Source organism: Nocardia sp. CA-084685, assembly GCF_050955785.1.
Lineage (GTDB): Bacteria > Actinomycetota > Actinomycetes > Mycobacteriales > Mycobacteriaceae > Nocardia.
This window is the reverse complement of record NZ_CP192094.1, coordinates 6285232-6303938: the sequence shown is the minus strand read 5'-3', so window position 1 is coordinate 6303938 and position 18707 is coordinate 6285232. Positions and strand designations below refer to the sequence as shown.

The 18707-nt window shown below is 65.8% G+C and carries 15 protein-coding genes and 1 pseudogene; 9 read left to right on the top strand and 7 right to left on the bottom strand.

Translation table 11 applies throughout. The features are described 5' to 3' along the window. Nucleotides 1–21: 21 nt before the first annotated feature. The 9 genes from paaA to ACQP2U_RS28020 all read left to right on the top strand — a co-directional run bounded on the left by paaA (nt 22) and on the right by ACQP2U_RS28020 (nt 11272). Nucleotides 22–972, top strand: coding sequence for a 1,2-phenylacetyl-CoA epoxidase subunit PaaA (gene paaA, locus ACQP2U_RS28060; RefSeq protein ID WP_433710195.1), 951 nt, complete (start codon nt 22–24; stop codon nt 970–972). Next, nucleotides 969–1289 (top strand): 1,2-phenylacetyl-CoA epoxidase subunit PaaB, encoded by a 321-nt coding sequence (gene paaB / locus ACQP2U_RS28055; protein WP_433710194.1) that lies wholly within the window; start codon nt 969–971, stop codon nt 1287–1289. The genes paaA and paaB overlap by 4 nt, the downstream gene beginning before the upstream one ends. An 11-nt stretch (nt 1290–1300) precedes the next feature. Then, entirely contained in the window at nt 1301–2218 is a 918-nt protein-coding gene (gene paaC, locus ACQP2U_RS28050) for a 1,2-phenylacetyl-CoA epoxidase subunit PaaC (protein WP_433710193.1), read from the top strand. Beyond that, a complete protein-coding gene (paaD, locus tag ACQP2U_RS28045) occupies nt 2182–2724 on the top strand; it encodes a 1,2-phenylacetyl-CoA epoxidase subunit PaaD (RefSeq protein WP_433710192.1) in 543 nt (180 codons plus the stop codon). The genes paaC and paaD overlap by 37 nt, the downstream gene beginning before the upstream one ends. A gap of 1 nt (nt 2725) precedes the next feature. Continuing rightward, nucleotides 2726–3826, top strand: a complete 1101-nt coding sequence (gene paaE / locus ACQP2U_RS28040) for a 1,2-phenylacetyl-CoA epoxidase subunit PaaE (protein WP_433710191.1) — start codon at nt 2726–2728, stop codon at nt 3824–3826. Between the two features lie 17 nt (nt 3827–3843). Then, nucleotides 3844–5154: a phenylacetate--CoA ligase PaaK gene (paaK, locus tag ACQP2U_RS28035; RefSeq protein WP_433716607.1), complete on the top strand. Its 1311-nt coding sequence runs from the start codon at nt 3844–3846 to the stop codon at nt 5152–5154. An 8-nt stretch (nt 5155–5162) separates the two neighbouring features. After that, a complete protein-coding gene (locus ACQP2U_RS28030; protein ID WP_433710190.1) occupies nt 5163–6152 on the top strand; it encodes a helix-turn-helix domain-containing protein in 990 nt (329 codons plus the stop codon). 35 nt (nt 6153–6187) lie between these two features. Then, a complete protein-coding gene (locus ACQP2U_RS28025) occupies nt 6188–9610 on the top strand; it encodes a protein kinase domain-containing protein (protein WP_433710189.1) in 3423 nt (1140 codons plus the stop codon). A 117-nt stretch (nt 9611–9727) separates the two neighbouring features. Continuing rightward, entirely contained in the window at nt 9728–11272 is a 1545-nt protein-coding gene (locus tag ACQP2U_RS28020) for a GMC family oxidoreductase (RefSeq protein ID WP_433710188.1), read from the top strand. Here the strand turns inward: ACQP2U_RS28020 and ACQP2U_RS28015 are convergent. From ACQP2U_RS28015 to ACQP2U_RS27985, 7 genes and pseudogenes are all read right to left on the bottom strand, one after another. Further along, nucleotides 11259–11876: a TetR/AcrR family transcriptional regulator gene (locus ACQP2U_RS28015; RefSeq protein WP_433710187.1), complete on the bottom strand. Its 618-nt coding sequence runs from the start codon at nt 11874–11876 to the stop codon at nt 11259–11261. The two genes, ACQP2U_RS28020 and ACQP2U_RS28015, sit on opposite strands and share 14 nt — an antisense overlap. Nucleotides 11877–11999: 123 nt before the next feature. Beyond that, the gene (gene styD / locus ACQP2U_RS28010; protein ID WP_433716606.1) at nt 12000–13478 is read right to left on the bottom strand and encodes a phenylacetaldehyde dehydrogenase StyD; all 1479 of its coding nucleotides are present in this window, start codon (nt 13476–13478) and stop codon (nt 12000–12002) included. A gap of 57 nt (nt 13479–13535) precedes the next feature. Then, nucleotides 13536–14792: pseudogene (locus tag ACQP2U_RS28005) on the bottom strand (aspartate aminotransferase family protein); the annotation flags it as partial. A 129-nt stretch (nt 14793–14921) separates the two neighbouring features. Continuing rightward, nucleotides 14922–15509, bottom strand: coding sequence for a GTP-binding protein (locus tag ACQP2U_RS28000; protein WP_433710186.1), 588 nt, complete (start codon nt 15507–15509; stop codon nt 14922–14924). Further along, on the bottom strand, nt 15490–15879 hold the full coding sequence (locus ACQP2U_RS27995) for a DUF742 domain-containing protein (RefSeq protein ID WP_433710185.1): 390 nt from the start codon (nt 15877–15879) through the stop codon (nt 15490–15492). The genes ACQP2U_RS28000 and ACQP2U_RS27995 overlap by 20 nt, the downstream gene beginning before the upstream one ends. After that, complete coding sequence (locus tag ACQP2U_RS27990) at nt 15876–16322, bottom strand: roadblock/LC7 domain-containing protein (RefSeq protein ID WP_433710184.1); 447 nt, start codon at nt 16320–16322, stop codon at nt 15876–15878. The genes ACQP2U_RS27995 and ACQP2U_RS27990 overlap by 4 nt, the downstream gene beginning before the upstream one ends. A 16-nt stretch (nt 16323–16338) precedes the next feature. After that, entirely contained in the window at nt 16339–18510 is a 2172-nt protein-coding gene (locus tag ACQP2U_RS27985) for a sensor histidine kinase (RefSeq protein WP_433710183.1), read from the bottom strand. Nucleotides 18511–18707 lie beyond the last annotated feature (197 nt).

Sequence of the window (18707 nt, the reverse complement as noted above, 5' to 3'; positions counted from 1 at the left end):
TCGATGCAAAGGAGAAGCGATATGTCCACGGACACCCCCGCGACAGCGCTGCAGGAAGGTTTCGAGGAGACGATCGCGCGCGACCAGCGCATCGAGCCCCGGGATTGGATGCCCGACGGTTACCGCAGAACACTGATCCGCCAGATCGCCCAGCACGCGCATTCCGAGATCATCGGCATGCAGCCGGAGGGGAACTGGCTGACCCGCGCACCATCCTTGCGCCGCAAGGCGATTCTGATGGCCAAGGTGCAGGACGAGGCGGGCCACGGCCTGTATCTGTACTCGGCGGCCGAGACCCTGGGCGCGGACCGGGCCGATCTGACCGAGAAGCTGATCGAGGGCAAGCAGAAGTACTCCTCGATCTTCAACTACCCGACCCTCACCTACGCCGATGTCGGCGTCATCGGCTGGCTGGTCGACGGTGCCGCGATCTGCAATCAGGTTCCCTTGTGCCGCAGCAGTTTCGGGCCCTACGCCCGCGCCATGATCCGGGTGTGCAAGGAAGAGTCCTTCCATCAGCGCCAGGGCTACGAACTGCTGATGACCATGATGGGCGGCACCGAAGCGCAGCGCGCCATGGTTCAGGAATCGGTCGACCGCTGGTGGTGGCCCGCGCTGATGATGTTCGGTCCCCCCGACGACCAGTCACCCAATACCGAACAGTCCATGGCGTGGCGCGTGAAGCGGCACACCAATGACGAACTGCGCCAACGATTCGTCGATATGAGTGTGCCGCAGGCGCGGGCGCTGGGCGTGACACTGCCCGATCCGGATCTGGTGTGGAACGAGCAACGTAACGCCCACGATTTCGGCGAACCGGACTGGCGGGAGTTCACCGATGTCATCGGTGGCAACGGCCCCTGCAGCGTCGAACGAATCACCAACCGCCGCACCGCACACGAGAACGGCGCCTGGGTGCGCGAGGCCGCGATGGCCTTCGCGGCACGGGAACGAGAGAGCGCGAACCGATGACCCAAACACACTCCGCCGCAGAGCCGGTGCGCGTGCGCGCGCAATGGCCCCTCTACGAGGTTTTCGTGCGCGGCAAGCGCGGCCTCAACCATGTCCATGTCGGTTCCTTGCACGCCGCCGACGACGAGATGGCACTGCGGCACGCCCGCGACGTGTACACCCGCCGCAATGAGGGCGTCAGCATCTGGGTGGTGCCGTCGGCGTCGATCGTCGCCTCCAGCCCCTCGGAGAAGGATCCGTTCTTCGCGCCCAGTGGCGACAAGGTTTACCGGCATCCGACCTTCTACGACATCCCCGACGACGTCCCGCACATGTGAAGGCGCACATCATGATCGATCACGACAATGCCTTCAGCGGTCTCATCGAGGGCGACGGCGACGGACAGTGGGCGTTCGGAACCAGTTTCGACGACCCGCTCGAGGGTGTCGACACCACGGTCCCCGCGGACGTCGATGCCGCCGCGCTGGCCCGCTACTGCCTGATGCTGGGTGACGACGCTCTGATCTCGGCGCAGCGCCTCGCCGAATGGAATACGCGCGCACCCGAATTGGAGGAAGAGGTCGCGCTCCAGAACATCGGTTTGGACCTGCTCGGCCAGGCCCGGCTGCTGCTGGCCCGGGCCGCTGCCGCGGATCCCGCTGTCGTTCCCTACATTTCGGATACCTCACCGGTTCCGCCCGAGGACGCGCTGGCGTTCTTCCGGCCGGAGAACCGGTTCCGGTGTGTGCGTCTGGTCGAGGTCGACAACGGCGACTTCGCCCGCACCATCGTCCGATCGCTCGTCTTCTCCACATGGCGTCTGGCGCTGTTCGACCGGCTGCGCGATTCGCGGGATCCGGTGCTGGCGGCGGTAGCGCGCAAGGGCGTCAAGGAGCTGACCTATCACCGTGACTACGCGGCCCGCTGGGCGGTCGTGCTCGGCTGCGGCATCGACGAGTCGCGGCGGCGGATGGCCGAGGCGATGGAATTCGTCTGGCCTTTCGTGCCGGAGCTGTTCATCCCGACGACGGACGAGCTGGCCTTGGCCGCGGTGGGGGTCGGCGTCGACCCGCGTACGCTGCGCGAGGAGTTCGACCAGGTGCTCGAACAGGTGCTGCACGCCGCGGAACTGGTCGCGCCACAGGGCCGTTCTATCGGTTCGGTCGGCGGCCGCTCGGGTCGACACGGTGTGCACACCGAGGCGCTGGGGCCGTTGCTGACCGAGATGCAATGTGTGGCACGGGAATACCCGGAAGGGAAGTGGTGACCGTGGCCACGGCGCGGGCGGATGCGCGGGTCCTGGCCGAGTCGGTCCTCGATCCGGAGATGCCGTTGCTGACCCTCGCCGATCTCGGCATCGTGCGCGCGGTCGAGGTCACCGCCGACAGCGTGGTCGTCACCATCACACCCACGTACTCCGGCTGCCCGGCGATCGCGACCATGCGCGACGACATCACCGGCACCCTGCGGCGGCACGGGTATCGGGAGGTGCGCGTGGATACGAGCCTGTCACCCGCGTGGAGCAGTGATTGGATCACCGAGGACGGTCGGCGCAAGCTGCGGGAATCCGGCTATTCCCTGCCAGGCCCCGCGCCGCGACGGGGGACGGGACCAATCCCCCTGACCCTCACGGTCCGGCCGCGCGAATTGACCTGCCCCAACTGCGGATCCGCCGAAACGCAAGTGGTGTCCGAATTCGGCGCGACCCTGTGCAAGGCCCAGTACCGCTGCCGGTCCTGCCTCGAACCGTTCGATCATGTGAAGGAAATCTGACATGAGTGCACCTGTCCGCGGCGACCGGCCGCGCGCGACGGCCCGCAATCGGCCGTTCCGGTCACTGGTCGTGGCGGATGTCGAGCAACTCTGCGACGACGCGGTCGCGGTCACCTTCGAGATCCCCGATTATCTCGCCGAGGAGTTCACCTTCGATCCCGGGCAGTCGCTGACCCTGCGGCGCGCCGTGGACGGTGTGGAGCACCGCCGCTCGTATTCGATCTGCGCGCCGGCGGGTTCCGCACCGCGCGTAGGCGTCCGTGAGGTGCCCGGCGGTCTGTTCTCGACCTGGCTCGTCAACGAGGTCAAGGCGGGTGATCGCATCGAGGTGCAAGGGCCCACCGGTACCTTCGCCGCGGACCCGGCCGCCGGGGGGCGGCACCTGCTGATCGCGGCGGGTTCGGGTATCACGCCGATGCTGTCGATCGCCGCGTCGCTGCTGGCGCATTCGGATGCGGAAGTCGTTCTGCTGTATGGGAATCGGCGTGTGCGGTCGGTCATGTTCGCCGACGAGATCGCCGATCTGAAGGACCGGTTCGGGCCGCGACTCGACGTCATCAATGTGCTGTCCCGCGAACCCCGGGATGTCGAATTGTTCACCGGGCGGCTCGATGCCGAACGGCTGCGTGCCATCCTGACCGCGATCGTGCCCATCGACGATATCGACGATGTCTGGCTCTGCGGACCGTTCGGCATGGTGACCGACGCGCGGACGGTCCTGACGGAATTCGGCATCGACAACAAGCGCATTCACTTCGAACTGTTCTTCGTCGAGGACGCGCCGCCCGCGCTCCAGACCCGCCGAGAGCCCGGTATCACCGGTCCGACCAGCACCGTCACCATCACCCTCGACGGACGCAGTACCACCGGGCAATTGCCGCGCGAGGTGAACATCCTCGACGCGGCCGAGCAGATTCGCTCCGACTTGCCGTTCGCCTGCAAAGGGGGCGTATGCGGCACCTGCCGTGCCAAGGTCACCCGCGGTGAGGTCGATATGCGCCGCAATTACGCCCTGGAGGAAACCGAGATTTCCGAAGGTTTCGTCCTGACGTGTCAAACGTATCCACTCGGCGAGTCGGTCACCATCGACTTCGACGCTTGATCCACCCCGGAGCCATGATGAGCAGCGTTGCCCCCGCTTCCCCGCAAACACCCCGCGCGGATATCGAATTCGCCTCCCGCGACGAGATATCGGCCGTGCAGCTGGAACGGCTGAAATGGTCAATTCACCATGCCTACGACAATGTCGCGCATTACCGCAAGGCTTTCGACGAGGCGGGCGTGCACCCGTCGGATCTGGTGGATCTTTCGGACCTGGCGAAATTCCCGTTCACCGCGAAAGCGGACCTGCGCGCGAATTACCCCTTCGGCATGCTGGCCGTCCCGCGTGACCAAGTGTCGCGGGTGCATGCCTCCTCCGGTACCACCGGGCAGCCGACCGTCGTCGGATACACCGCGAACGACCTGAACAATTGGGCCGACCTGATCGCGCGGAGTCTGCGTGCGGGCGGCGTGCGTCCGACCGACACCGTGCATGTCGCTTACGGATACGGCCTGTTCACCGGCGGTCTGGGCGCGCACTACGGTGCGGAACGGCTCGGCTGCACCGTGATTCCGATGTCCGGCGGTATGACCGACCGGCAAGTGCAATTGATCCAGGATTTCCGCCCGGACGCCATCATGGTGACGCCGTCCTACATGCTGACCATCCTCGACGCCATGATCAGCAAAGGCATCGATCCGACGGAAACCTCCTTGCGCGTGGGCGTTTTCGGCGCCGAACCGTGGACCGAGCAAATGCGCACCGAGCTGGAACAGCAGATGGCGATCGACGCGGTCGACATCTACGGACTGTCCGAGGTCATCGGCCCGGGCGTGGCCATGGAATGCGTCGAAACCAAAGACGGACTGCACATTTGGGAAGACCACTTCTACCCGGAGATCATCGACCCGGAAACCGGTGAGGTCTTGCCCGACGGAGAGGAAGGCGAACTCGTCTTCACGTCGCTGACCAAAGAGGCGATGCCGGTCATTCGCTATCGCACCCGTGATCTGACCCGCCTGTTGCCCGGTACCGCGCGGTCGATGCGGCGAATGCAGAAGATCACCGGCCGCAGCGACGACATGATCATTCTGCGCGGGGTCAACCTCTTTCCGACCCAGATCGAGGAGCTCATCCTGACTGTGCCCGCCCTGGCTCCTCAGTTCGAATGCGTACTGGACCGACCGGCCCGCATGGATACGCTGACCGTCCGGGTTGAGACGCGACCCGATATCCTCGCCGATGAGCGTATTGCCGCCGCGGCGGCGTTGCGCGGTCAGATCAAGAACCGGATCGGCGTCACGGTCGACGTGGAGGTACTCGTCCCTGGGGCGCTGGAGCGTTCCATCGGCAAGGCCAAGCGGCTGATCGACAACCGGCGGCCCTGAGGTGTGCGATGTCCCGAACCTTGACGTTCGATCCGTGGCGTGCGGCCATATCGGACACATTCATCCCGCTCGAGGCGGCGCTCGCCGCTTCGCCCGCGAATACGGTATTCGCGGGAGAGTTGCTCTCACGCACTATCGGTAGCGTCCAGCTCAGTGAGGTCTCCGGCGGCGGGGTCGTGGTCAGTCGCACCGAGGTGACCATCCGCCGGTCCGATCCGGGATGGGTCAAGATCGCGATGCAGGTGGCGGGGCGGGGCGTCATTCGCCAGGACGGGCACGAGGGCGTACTCATGCCCGGCGATTTCGCGATCTACGACACCGCCAAGCCGTACCGACTCGAATTCGACGGCCCCTTCACCAGCTTCGTCGTGATGTTTCCCCGCGCGGAACTCCGTGTCGGAGAACGAGATCTGGCCGGCGGCGTGGCCCGTTCGATTTGCGGTGAGCGGGGGATCGGCGGTGTGGTCTCGCCGTTTCTGTCCGGGCTGCGGCGGAGTCTGATCGATGAGAAGCTGCGGGATTCGCCGATGCTCGAGAGCGCTGTCTTCGATTTGGCATCCGCGGTCCTGGAGAACGAGGGATCCGGCGATCAGCGGCATTCCGGTGAGGTGCTGCTGGCGAGTGCGAAGTCGTTCATCGAGGCGCATCTGAGCAATATCGATCTGAATACCAGGTTGATCGCTGAGCGCCATCACATCTCGCCCCGCTATCTGCAACGCCTTTTCGAGGAGGACGGTGCGACGGTCGCCGGCTGGATTCGGCGGCGGCGTTTGGCGAAATGCTGCCACGACCTGTCCGATACCCGGCTGGCGCACTTGAGCATCGGCGCCATTTGCGCCCGGCACGGACTGGTCGATTCCTCCCACTTCTCGAAAATCTTCAAGGAGGAATACGGAATTCCGCCGCGCAAATACCGCAACAGTATGTTGCGCGCACCCGATGCCTTCGCATCCGGCTACGATCGAGCAGTCGGGGCCCTTTCCAGCGTCGAGAGGTAGGGCGTATGAACGGCTGCGGCGCGGTGAACTGAGCGATGGTCGATCGGGACCTCGACCGGACGCAGCGTGAGGTCGGTATCGAAGACATCGTCGCGGAACTGTCCGCGGCGGGCTTCGATGATGCGCGGGAGATCGGCCGCGGTGGTTTCGGGGTCGTGTACCGCTGTGTCGAGCACGCGCTCGAGCGCACCGTGGCGGTGAAGGTGCTCGATGCGAGCGGCGGTCCCGAGGAGTCGGCCCGGTTCCTGCGCGAGCAGCGGGCGCTAGGCCGGTTCTCCGGTCATCCGCACATCGTCCAGGTGTTGCACGCGAACGTCACCGCCACCGGTTTGCCCTTCCTGGTAATGCCGTTCCACGCATGCGGGTCGCTGCATTCCCGGATTCGCGAGAAGGGCCCGCTGCCCTGGCGGGACGTGCTCGCGGTCGGAGTGAAGATCGCCGGTGCGCTGGCGACCGCGCATGCCGTCGGCATTGTGCACCGGGATGTCAACCCCGCCAACATCCTGCTGTCCGATTACGGCGAGCCGCAGCTCGCCGACTTCGGTATCGCGCGCTTCGGCGGGGCCTTCCGGACCGGCGACGGATTCGTGGCGGGAACCCCCGCCTTCACCGCCCCGGAGGTGCTCCGAGGCAGTGAACCGAGCGCGATCGCCGACCTGTACGGGCTGGGTGCGACGCTGTTCAGCCTGTTGACCGGGCACGCGGCCTTCGAACGGCGGCGGGATGAATCACTGGTCGCGCAATTCGTCCGCATCACCTCAGAACCCGTGCCGGACCTGCGCGGGGGCGAGGCGCCCGCACAACTGTGCGCCGCGATCGAAGCCGCGATGGCACAGGACCCCGCGGATCGGCCCGCCTCCGTCCGCGAATTCGGCGACCGGTTGCGCAATATTCAGTTCTCGTGCGGGCTGACGGTGGACTCGATGGCCTTGGCCGGAGAAGCCGAAACCGTTGGGCCGCAGCTCCCCTCGCCCGCACCGGTGGGGTCCCCGCGGCTCGCGGTGTCGCCCACGCCCGCTACCAGGTACCGCCCGCCCACCACGGTGCGTGTGCCGGTGCCACGGCATCATCTGCTCGACGTGCTGCGTGAAGGACGCACACGACGGCTCGTGCTCATCCACGGCCCGGCCGGATTCGGCAAGAGTACCCTGGCCGCAGAATGGGAGAATATCCTTGCCGCGCAAGGGATACGGGTCGCATGGCTGAGTGTCGATCCGGACGACGACAATGTCGTATGGTTCCTGTCGCATGTCGTCGAGGCGATACGCCGGGCGCACCCCGCGGTGGTGGGGGATCTGGCGCGCATCCTCGAAGAACACTCCAGTGATGCCGTACGGCAGGTGCTGGCCACCCTCATCGACGCCGTGCACGACGGCGCCGAGCCGGTCGCCCTCGTCATCGACGACTGGCATCGGGTCACGAGCCCGGCCACCCTCGCGGCGATGGAATTCCTGCTCGATCACGGCTGCCATCACCTGCGCTTGATCGTCACCAGCCGCAGCCGCAGGGGATTGCCGCTGGGGCGCATGCGAGTGCGCGACGAACTCGTCGAAATCGACGAGACCGGACTGCGATTCGACACGGCGGAAACCGCCGCCTTCCTCACCGGAGCCAACGGGCTGTCCTTGGCGGACGCGGAGATCGAGCGGCTGCGCGCCTCGACCGAAGGCTGGGCTGCCGCACTGCAATTGGCCTCGCTGTCATTGCGCGGGCACGACGATCCCGGCGCGCGTATCGGCCAGATCTCCGGGCGGCATCACGCCATCGGCGAATACCTGATGGAGAACGTGATCGATACGCTCGAACCCCACATACTCGACTTCATTATGCGGACGGCGGTTCCGGATCGCGTCTGTGGCGAGCTCGCCGAGCTGCTGGCCGGAGTGGATTCCGGTCAGGAAATGCTCGAAGAGGTGCGGCAACGAGATCTGTTCCTGCGCGGTATCGATGACGATATGCGGTGGTTCCGGTACCACGCGCTGTTCGCGGAGTTCCTGCGCGGCAGGCTGATTCGCCGCCATCCCGGCCTGTTGGAAGAGTTGCATCTGCGGGCGTCGGAGTGGTTCGCCGAGCACGATCAGCTCGCCGAAGCGGTCGACCACGCACTCGCCGCCGGTGCGCCGGACCGAGCCGTCACCCTGGTCGAGACGCGGGCCGAAGACCTGATCGAACAGGCGCGCAATGCGACCTTCCTCGGGCTCGTGGCCAAGCTGCCGGGCTCGCTCACGACGCGGAATCCCATGGTGCAGGTACATATCGCGTGGGCGAGCATTTCGCTGCGCCGCCCGGCCGATGCCTCCGCCGCGCTCGATCGCGCCGCCGCGGCCCTCGCGACCGCGCCCGAGAGTGCGGAATCGGCGGCGGCTCGGCTGGAAGTGGACCTGACCCGCACTGCCGCCGCATTGGTCGTGGATCGACCGGCGTCGATTTCGGAGTCGGTGCTCGCGGCAACCAGCGGGCCGATCCGGCCGTTCCTGGCCCACGCGGTGGCGGTGACCGCGATGATATCGGCGCTGTACCGGTTCGACTTCGACGAAGTCCGCCGCTGGCACCGATGGGTCGAACCCTATCGCGAAAGTTCCCAGGGGCCCTACGGCATCCTGTACTGCGACTGCATCGCGGGCGCGGCCGCCTTCCAGCAGTTCGATATCGCCGCTGCCGAGTCGTACTTACGGAGTGCGTTGCGCCTGGCCCTGGAGACGGGCGGGCAGTCGGACGCCACTCGGCTGGCGAGTTCGATGCTCGGCGAATTGCTGTACGAAAAGGGCCAATTCATCGAGGCCGAGGAACTGCTGGCGGCCGGATTGCGCCCGGAGGGCGGTGCGGTGGAATTCCTGCTGGCGACCTACGGCACCGGGGCGCGCCTGGCCGCGGTGCGCGGCGATCGCGAGACCGCGCTCGGATGGCTCGAGGAGGGCACCAAGATCGCGACCGACCGGTCCCTGCCGCGACTCGCTGCCCGGATGGTGAACGAGCGTGTTCGGTTGGGTGCGCCGATGTCGGACGACGACAAATCCGTGCTCGACCATCTTGCGCCGTACGACGCTCCGGCCGACGCGCCGCAGCGCATCACCGCCGAACTCGCCCATGATTCAGCGATCCGCCTGCTGCTCGCCGACGGGTCACCGTCGGCGGTGGAGCAGGCCTGCCGTCGCGCGCAGGACCTGGTGCGAGGCATTGCCGCACAGCACCGGCCGCGCGCGCTGGTGAATGCCGAGCTGCTGTACGGATGCTGCCTGTCCGCGAGCGGACAGATGCTGCGGGCCACGGAGCTGCTGGAACCGGTAATACGCCGTTGCGCCGAACAAGGGCTGGTGCGCGTGGTCGTCGACAGTGGCCGACACTTCCTGCCCGTAATCGAAACGATCTACAGCGCAACGGAGTCCGCTACAACTCGGGTCTTCCTTCGGCAGGTGCTCGCGGAATTCGACCACGTGTTGCCCAACCGCAGCCGATAAGCGGGCGAGTAGTGCGCGAATAGACCAAATATCGTTCGCTCTCACACAATCGCTTTCTTCTGCACTCACTCCATGATTGTGACGGCAGCCACGGTACGAGGGTCGTTGGAGATAAATGTGAGTGAACAAAGGCGAAGCAGCGATTACATCGTGGTGGGCGCCGGATCGGCGGGGAGTGTCGTAGTCAGGCGATTGCTCGACGCGGGGCACAGCGTGCACGTCATCGAGGCCGGGGCGGTGGACAGCGACCCGGCGATCCACTCGCCACAGGGTTGGCCTGTGCTGCTCGGTGGTGCGCACGACTGGGGCCTGTTCACGACTCCGCAGCGGCACGCCGCCGATCGCCGGATCTTCTGGCCCAGGGGCAAGGTCCTGGGCGGCAGCAGTTCGATGAACGGGATGATCTATATCCGCGGTCACGCGAGCGACTACGACGAGTGGGCGCGCGAGACGGGTGATCAGAGCTGGTCCTGGGCGAATGTCCTGCCGCTGTTCAAGAGATCGGAGTCGCACGAACTCGGCGCGACCGAACACCATGGTGGTGACGGCCCATTGCCCGTCTCGCGGATCGGGACGCCCCACCCGCTCGCGGCGGCCTTCGTGGACGCGGCAATGCGCAACGGGCACAAGCTGATCGAGGATTTCAACGCCGACGAGATGGTGGGGGTCGGGTACACCCAGACCACGACGCGCGGGGGCGAGCGCATGAGCGCGTGGAAGAGTTTCGTGGGACCGATCCTCGACCATCCGCGGCTGACGGTGACCACCGGTGCGCTGGTGCATCGAGTGGTCGTGGAGAACGGGCGGGCGGTTGGCATCGAATTCTCCGGCGAGGGTGCGGAGTTGGTCCGTGCGTATGCCGACGCGGAGGTCGTGCTCAGCGGCGGGGCAATCGGATCACCGAAAACATTGCTGCTCAGTGGTATCGGCCCCAGCGCTCATCTGGCGTCGGTCGGTGTCGATGTCGTGGTGGATCTGCCGGGCGTCGGCGAGAACCTGCACGACCATGTATTGCTCAGCAATGTCTACGAATCGAAACAGCCACTCGCCGCGGGCGCGAACAACCTGCTCGAAGCGCAGCTGTACGCCCGCAGCGATGGCTGGACCGGCGCGGCCCCCGATCTGCAACCGCTGTTCATGCACATTCCCTATCCGGCCGACGGCTATCCGGTGCCGGACAACGGATACACGATCGCGCCCGGCATCGTCGCGCCGAAATCCCGAGGGACCCTGCGGCTCGCATCGTCGGACCCGTACGAGCAGCCACTGGCCGACCCCAATATCCTCGCCGATCCGTACGACCTGGAAGCGATGGTCGACGCCGTGCAGATCTGCCGCGAGATCGGCGCCTCCGAAGCCTTCGCGCCGTGGCGCAGGGGTGAGCTCGCGCCCGGTCCGGATGCCAGGACCCGCGATGATCTGCGCGAGTTCGTGCGCCGGACCGCGGGCACTTACCACCATCAGGTCGGCACCTGCAAGATGGGCTCCGCGGCGGACCCCGACGCTGTTGTGGGAACAGACCTTCGGGTCTTCGGTGTGGCGGGTCTGCGAGTTGCCGACGCGTCGATCATGCCGACGGTTCCCTCCGGGAACACCAATGCGCCGTCGATCATGGTCGGCGAGCGGGCCGCGGATCTCATATTGGGAGTTACAGGGCGCTGACCAGGGCTTCCATCGCATGCAGGATATCTCGCGACGTTGCTCGTTCCTTGGCGACCTCGGAGAGTGCCGATGTCATCGCGCCGACGAACAATTTAGCGATGGCCGCGGGCGGTGCGGTCGTCCTGAGCGACCGAAGCTCCTGTGCGGCGGCAAGGTCTTTCGCGATCAGGTCGGCCGTTACCCGGGAGGCATGTCCGCGAACGGGATTGAGGGCGGAGTCCAGCGCGGGATCGTCGATGGAGTAGAAGCGACCGATCAGCGGCCGCTCGGCAATGTTCACCAGGGCTTCGGTCGACGCCAGGATCCGTGCGCCGAAGTGGCCGTCGGTGGCGTAGATCTCGGTCACCCGCTCGATCAGCTCGTTGTTGATCTGCTCGTACAACTCCCGGAAAAGCTCCTCGCGGCCCTGCGGAAAGTAGGAATACAGCGTCACCTTCGAGGCGCCCGCCCGCGCGGCGATGGCCTCGACCGTCGCGGAGCCGTACCCGTCCTCGGCGAAGACCTCCAACGCGGCGTCGAGCAATTCCTGCCTGGTACGCAGCCGATTGCGTTCACGCAGCGACAGCGGTGCGGGCGCGCCATCGGATTTCCCCTTCGGGGGCAAGCGAGTTCTCCTTCTTCACGGAACGGTCGGCTGTTTACCATTCGGACAATACAGCCTTACTCGAGTGCTCTGCCCGGCCCGTGCGGGGTCGGCGGTCTGCCCGCCGACCCCGCACAGCGGTCTTCACAGCACTACGGTGACGCTCTTCTCCTCGGTATTGGCGAGAATCCCGCTCCATCCCAGTTCCCGTCCGATGCCACTGGTCTTCATGCCGCCCCACGGCAGCGCGGGGTCGATCGCGGCCCAGCCATTGACCCACACCGCACCGGCGCGCACCTTGCGTGCGAGAGTGTGCGCGAGGGTGACATCCCGCGTCCAGATGGTGGCGGCCAGACCGTATTCGGTGTCATTGGCCATCCGGATCGCCTCGTCGACATCGTCGAACGGCATGACCGCGCCGACCGGACCGAAGATCTCCTCGCGCGCGATCGTGCTGTCATTGCTCACATCCGCGAAAACTGTTGGCTCCACGAAGAATCCGGCTCGATTCACGCGGCCGCCGCCGGCAACCAGTCGCGCGCCTTCGGCCTTGCCCTTCTCGATGTAGGCGAGGACGGTTTCCTGCTGGCGGCGGTTGACCAGCGGGCCGATCGTCGTGGCGAGATCGAAGGGCGCACCGGGTATCTGCGAGCGGGCGGCCTCACCCAGTGCCGCGACAACCCGGTCGTAGAGCGATCGGTGCACCAGAATGCGGGTGCCCGCGGCACATACCTCGCCCTGATTGAAGAACAGTCCCATGGCGATGCCCTGGACCGCGGCGTCGACGTCGGCGTCGGCGAGCACGATCTGCGGGCTCTTACCACCCAGCTCCAGGGTGACCCGTTTGAAGGTCTCCGCGGCGGTCCGCTGGATGTCCTGCCCGACCCGCGGAGATCCGGTGAAGCTGACCTTGTCGACGTCGCGGTGCCGCACGAGCGCCGCCCCCGCAACATCACCCAGGCCGGGAACGATATTGACAACCCCCGGTGGGAAGCCCGCCTCCTCGATGAGTCGGCCCAGATAAAGAATCGAGAGCGGAGCATCCTCCGCGGGCTTGACCACCAGGGTGTTCCCCGCCGCGAGTGCGGGCGCGAGTTTCCACCCGGCGATCATGAGGGGCGTATTCCACGGAATGATCGCGGCGACAACGCCGATCGGCTCGCGAATGGTGTACGAGTGCGTCGGGCGGCCCATATAGCCGGCGGTCGGAATCGAATCGCCGTGAATCTTGTCGGCCCAACCGGCGAAGTGGCGGAAGGTCGCGATCGTGTTCGGCAGATCCAGGGCCGTCGGTTGACCGATCGGTTTGCCGATATCGAGCGACTCCAATTCTGCCAGAATCGCGGCGTCACGTTCGATCAGGTCCGCGAGCCGGTACAGCAGCGCACCCCGCTCGGCTCCCGAGACCGAACCCCAGCTGTCGTTGAATGCGGTGCGCGCCGCGCGTACCGCCCGATCGACATCGGTGGCGTCGGCCGCGCCAACGCGAGTCAGGAGCTGACCGCTGGAGGGGTCGTGGTCATCGAAAGTGCTTGTCGCCGACTGCCATTTGCCATCGATGAACAGCCCGGTCCGCAACGATTCCGGCAATCGCGCGGGCACCGTGGTCGTTTCCGCCCGCACGGGACTCCCTGGTACCGGATGGGCGGCTTCCAGTGCCTCGAGGCTCTCGGCGAGCCGGTCGACGAGCAGATCCAAGTGCTCGTGCTCGAAGACCAACGGCGGCCGGACCTTGAGCACGTTCTCGTGGACGCCGATCTTGCTGATCAGAACGCCGCGGCGGCGCATGTCCTCGACCACCCATTTGGTTTGCTGAGTCGCCGGATTCCCTTGTCCATCAACGAATTCGAGGCCGAAGAACATGCCGGTACCCCGGACGTTCCGGACGTAGGGCGATGCATCGGCGAGTTTGCCCAGCACCTCGCGGGCGCGAGAGCCGATATCCAAGGCGCTGCGTTGCAACTCGCGGTCACCCATCTCCCGCAGCACCGCCATACCCACGGCGGCTGATACGGGGTTGCCCGCGAAGGTGTTGAAATAGAGGTTCGCCGAACCGAATTCCTCCAGCAACTCGGAGGTGGTGATGACGGCGCCGAGCGGATGGCCGTTGCCCATCGGCTTGCCGAGTGTCACCAGTTCCGGTGTGAGCCGGTACAACTCGTGGCCCCACATCTGAATCCCGGAACGCCCGAATCCCGACTGCACCTCATCGGCGATAACGAGGCCACCCGCCGCGCGCACGAGGGCGGCGACGCCCTCGACATACCCCGCGGGCACCCGCAGCAGCCCTTCGGTGGAGAACAAGGGGTCGAACAGGAACGCCGAGACGCCGTGGCCCGAGGCCTGTAGCGACGCCACCGCGCCGGCGGCCTGGCCCAGCGCGTCCGCGAGCACCTGCTGCTCCGGTCGCGGATCGCTGTCGAGATCCGGAACGCGCAGGGCTCGCACGTGCTCGCCGAGCGGTTCCTTGACCTGGAGGCCGGTGGTCGATACCGCGAGGCTGGTGGTATTGCCGTGGTAGCAGAAGTCCGAGACCAGCACGCCGGTATTGCCCGTGTGCTGGCGCGCGATGCGCAGTGCCAGCTCATTGGCTTCGGATCCGCTATTGCCGAAGAACACCTTGTCCAAATGCGGCGCGAAGGTGGCCAGCAGCAGTTCCGCGTATTCGACGGTGAGTTCCGACAGGTAGCGCGTATTCACGTTGAGACGGCCAGCCTGCTCCGAAAGTGCCCGCACCACAACGGGATTGCAATGCCCCACGTGCGGGACGTTGTTATAGGCGTCGAGGTAGGAGGTGCCGTCGGCCGCCGTCAACCACACGCCCTGACCGGACACCAGATGCACCGGCTCCTCGTAGAAGAGGGGTGAGTGCGGGCCCAGTGTCGCCGTGCGGCGGGCCAGTAGGGCCCTGGCCGCCCACGTGCTGGAAGTCGTCATGGCGCCTCCTGTGACAGGTGCCCGATCGGGGCACCGGATGTTGACTACTAGTAAGAACTATATACGCATAGTAAAGAAATGTATGCACGCGATAGTCGGTCGCGTAGTCGCTGGGAGGGTCGCCGCCTGTCACACATCGGCCGACATGATGTATTCCAGCAGGCAAATCAGAACACTCTTGACCGATGCCCGGGCCCGGGCATCGCACAGCACCACCGGCACATCGGTGGGCAGATCGAGCGCGACGCGGATCTCGTCCTCGTAGTAGACATCCGCGCTGTCGAAACAATTGACGGCGACCAGGAACGGCACCCCGCGGGATTCGAAGTAGTCCACCGGCGCGAAGCAGTCTTCCAATCGGCGGGTGTCGGCGAGGACCACCGCACCGAGCGCGCCATTGGTGAGCTCGTCCCACATGAACCAGAACCGATCCTGTCCCGGGGTGCCGAAAAGGTACAGGACCAGGCTCGAATCGATGGTGATCCGGCCGAAATCCAGTGCGACAGTGGTGGTTGTCTTGTGTTCGACGCCCACCAGATCATCGACGCCGATGCTGAGTTCGGTGATCTGCTCCTCGGTCCGCAGCGGCACGATTTCACTGACGGCTCCGACCATGGTGGTCTTTCCCGCGCCGAAACCACCGGCTATCAACAGCTTTACCGCTTGGAGCGACCGCAGCCCGGGCGAGGCGTAGGAATCAGAGTTTGCGAACACCATCGAGCACCGCCTGGAGTAGTCGGGAGTCGGGGCGATTACCTGTTGCCACAGGCGATCTGACAATGACGTACCCCGAGTTGATCAGATCGCCGACGAGTACTTTGACCGCGGCGACGAGCAGATTGAGATGAGCGGCGATCTCCGCGATGGACAATGGCCGACCCTGGCACATGCGCACGATCGCGCTGTACTCCCGCTCTAGCGTCACGGCGTCGGTGTCGGTGTCGGAGCCGATGGCGACGACCAGCGTGAGGATATCGAGGTTATGTGTGCCGGAACCGGCTCTGCCGCGGGTGACGGCGAACGGTCTGATGAGCGGACCCGGATCATCCTCGTACTCCGGCCGGAAATCGCTGTCGTAGTTGTTCATGGGCGGTACGGGTACTCCCCGGAACTGCCTGGTGAGGGCATACGCGATTCGGCCGACAGCTGATCGCGGACCTGACCTACGATCACGTTCATCTCGTAGGCGATCATGCCGAGATCGGCGTTCGTTTCCGCGAGCAGCGCCAGACATGCGCCGTAACCGGCGGCGGTGACTACCAAGTAGCCTTGTTCGAGCTCGATCACCGTTTGCTGGAGGGCGCCTTTCCCGAATCGGCTGCCGACCCCGCGACCCAGGCTGAACAGGGCCGAGGCCATTGCCGCCAAATGTTCTGTCTGCTCACGGTCCAATGCTCGCGATGCCGCCAGCGGGAGGCCGTCCGCGGACAGCACGATCGCGCTCTCGGTGCCCGGGATGCGATCGACCAGCCCGTCGAGCAGCCAATCCAATCCACGTGACGAGAGCCGGGTGGGAGTTTCGTCATTCATATTCTGGTTGCTCGTTTCAGTCGATGGAATCGGGAATGGAACCGCGACCTTGGCGGGTACCGCGCTGGAAGGACATCATCGCGCCGCGCGCGGCATCCGGATTACGTTGTGTTTCACCGGAACTCGGGCCCGCGACCTTATCTGTGTCGCGCAGCTCCCGCTTCAGGTGCGTCTGGCGCTGCCGTGTCGGAAGCGGTGCGCGACCGGTGGTGACCAGAATCGGGCTGGCCGACGGTTCGCTGTCGATCGACGTGCCCCGCGTGCGGCCCGGCGGCGGCATCGGTTCGGTACGGTCGCGGCGTCGCCCAGCCGAAGGGAGCCGAGGCGTCTCGGCGGCGAGGGAGTCACCGGGAGGTTGCTGGAGCAATTCATCGGGTATCAGGACAATCGCCTTGACGCCGCCGTACGCGGACTCTTGCAAGTTGACGCCCACCTCCTGTCTGCGCGCCAGGCGTCCCACCACGAACAGCCCGAGATTTCGCCTGCCCGCCAATGCCATCTCGTGGAACTCGGGCGGGTTGCGCAGCAGTTCGTTGAGTCGTTCGCGCTCCTCGAAGCGAATGCCGAGGCCCTGATCCTCGATCTCGATCGCGACGCCGCGCCCGACGAAATTGCCGTACACCGACACCGCGGCGTCCGGCGGCGAAAAGCCGGTCGCATTGTCGATGAGCTCGGCCAACAGGTGTACGAGGTCCGCGACGGCCTTGCCCTCGACCCACACTTGCGGCACCCGGACACCGCCGACCCGGGCCAAATGTTCGGTTTCCGACACCGCACTGCGGACGATCTCCTCGAGCGAGACGGGCTGCCGCCACCGGCGAGCTGCCTCGCCGCCACCGAGGATGAGCAGGTTCTCGGCGTTTCGGCGTGCACGTGTGGTCAGATGATCGAGGTCGAACAGGTACTGGAGCTGTTCCGCGTCGTTCTGCTTCGATTCGGCGGTGTCCAGGATTTGCAGCTGTCGACGGACGACCGTTTGATTGCGGTTGGCGATATCGAGAAAGACCCGGTTGAATCCCGCCCGGGTGCGAGCTTCTCCGACAGCGGCCTCTATAGCGGCGCGTTGCGCGGTGAGGAAAGCCGCGGAAACTTGGCCGATCTCATCCCGTCGGGTGTCGAAATCCGCTGTCTCGGCGTCGATATCGATCTCGTCGCCATTGTGAATCCGCTCCAGCAGCGCCGGCAGCGTCTCCTCGGCGAGTTCGAGACTGCGGGCGCGAAGATTGCGGAGCCGAGCGATGAGCCGGTTCGCCAGGACAGCGGCCACGACCAGGGCCGCCAGTGTCATGACCGCCAGAATCGTTCCGCCGCCGATCGAACGCGTCAGCGACTTCGTCGCGGTGGAATCCGAGGCGTCGAAGGTATGAGCGCTGAATTGGCGCAGCAGCTCCAGCAATCCGGCATCGACGGATTGCGCTGCGGTGGACCACTCGTCGTACTGCATCGACAGCGTGCCGTCCTCCGCCAGATTGTGGCGTCCGAGGGCAGCGAGCTGCCATGGTCGGCCGCCGGACAGGGCTCGGTAGGTCTCCGCGGAGCGCTGCGGTAGCTGGGGCAGCACCGTCGTCAGCTGTGCGGCGAACGCGCCGTCGAGTGCGGTGATCGCGCGCTTCGCGGCGGATTCCGCGTCACCGTGGACCGCCACGAAGGCCGCCAAACCCGTTGCCCGCGAATGGAGATCCGCGACCTGAACCAAGTCGGCCATGGTGAACTCCTGCGCGACGTTCTCGTGGCTGGAGGCGTTACGGGTCGCACTCTCCTCGAGTCCGCTCGAGACGATCGCCACCAGCTTCGAATAGAAGCCGTCGATCTGTGTGGCGTCGGTACTCCTCGTGTCGACCGATTGCCGCACGAGTCTGATCTGCTGTGACAAGTCCGCGAAGTTCGCGCTGGCCTGCGCGACGGAATCGGGGTCGATGTCCCGCAATCCCGCGATCGCCCGGTTCAGCTCGCCTATCGCGGTATCTGTTCGAGCGCGCCGCGGCGCCAATTCCGCTGCGGCCGACCCGGATCCGGCCAACGTCAGCAGGCTGGTGGTCCGCTCGCCCTGGACCGCGGTGATGAAGTTCAGGTTCGGATCGGTGATCTCACGCTGGTATTCAGCCCAAGCGCGGGCCGACTGGGCTGTCGTCGCCAGCGAAATCGCCACCAGGCCGCCGGTGGCCAGCAGGACGATACTCGGTACCACGGCGATCGCGAGTACCCGGAATCGGATACTCGAACGTGGTCGGGACAGAGCAATCGCTCGAAATCGAGACGCGCGCAATGCTATTCCTTGTTCGGCTCGGCCGACGCGAGGTGACGCGCCGACGACGTGTGGTGACCGGTGACAGGAATAGGTCGGGGAAACGACCCGTCGGAACCGAGAGCAGCTCGCAGCCAAGG

Bases quoted from the DNA above. Each gene is read 5' to 3' on its own strand.
- paaA (WP_433710195.1), top strand. From the start codon at position 22: ATGTCCACGGACACCCCCGCGACAGCGCTGCAGGAAGGTTTCGAGGAG.
- paaB (WP_433710194.1), top strand. From the start codon at position 969: ATGACCCAAACACACTCCGCCGCAGAGCCGGTGCGCGTGCGCGCGCAA.
- paaC (WP_433710193.1), top strand. From the start codon at position 1,301: ATGATCGATCACGACAATGCCTTCAGCGGTCTCATCGAGGGCGACGGC.
- paaD (WP_433710192.1), top strand. From the start codon at position 2,182: ATGTGTGGCACGGGAATACCCGGAAGGGAAGTGGTGACCGTGGCCACG.
- paaE (WP_433710191.1), top strand. From the start codon at position 2,726: ATGAGTGCACCTGTCCGCGGCGACCGGCCGCGCGCGACGGCCCGCAAT.
- paaK (WP_433716607.1), top strand. From the start codon at position 3,844: ATGAGCAGCGTTGCCCCCGCTTCCCCGCAAACACCCCGCGCGGATATC.
- ACQP2U_RS28030 (WP_433710190.1), top strand. From the start codon at position 5,163: ATGTCCCGAACCTTGACGTTCGATCCGTGGCGTGCGGCCATATCGGAC.
- ACQP2U_RS28025 (WP_433710189.1), top strand. From the start codon at position 6,188: ATGGTCGATCGGGACCTCGACCGGACGCAGCGTGAGGTCGGTATCGAA.
- ACQP2U_RS28000 (WP_433710186.1), bottom strand. From the start codon at position 15,509: ATGGTGTTCGCAAACTCTGATTCCTACGCCTCGCCCGGGCTGCGGTCG.
- ACQP2U_RS27995 (WP_433710185.1), bottom strand. From the start codon at position 15,879: ATGAACAACTACGACAGCGATTTCCGGCCGGAGTACGAGGATGATCCG.
- ACQP2U_RS27990 (WP_433710184.1), bottom strand. From the start codon at position 16,322: ATGAATGACGAAACTCCCACCCGGCTCTCGTCACGTGGATTGGATTGG.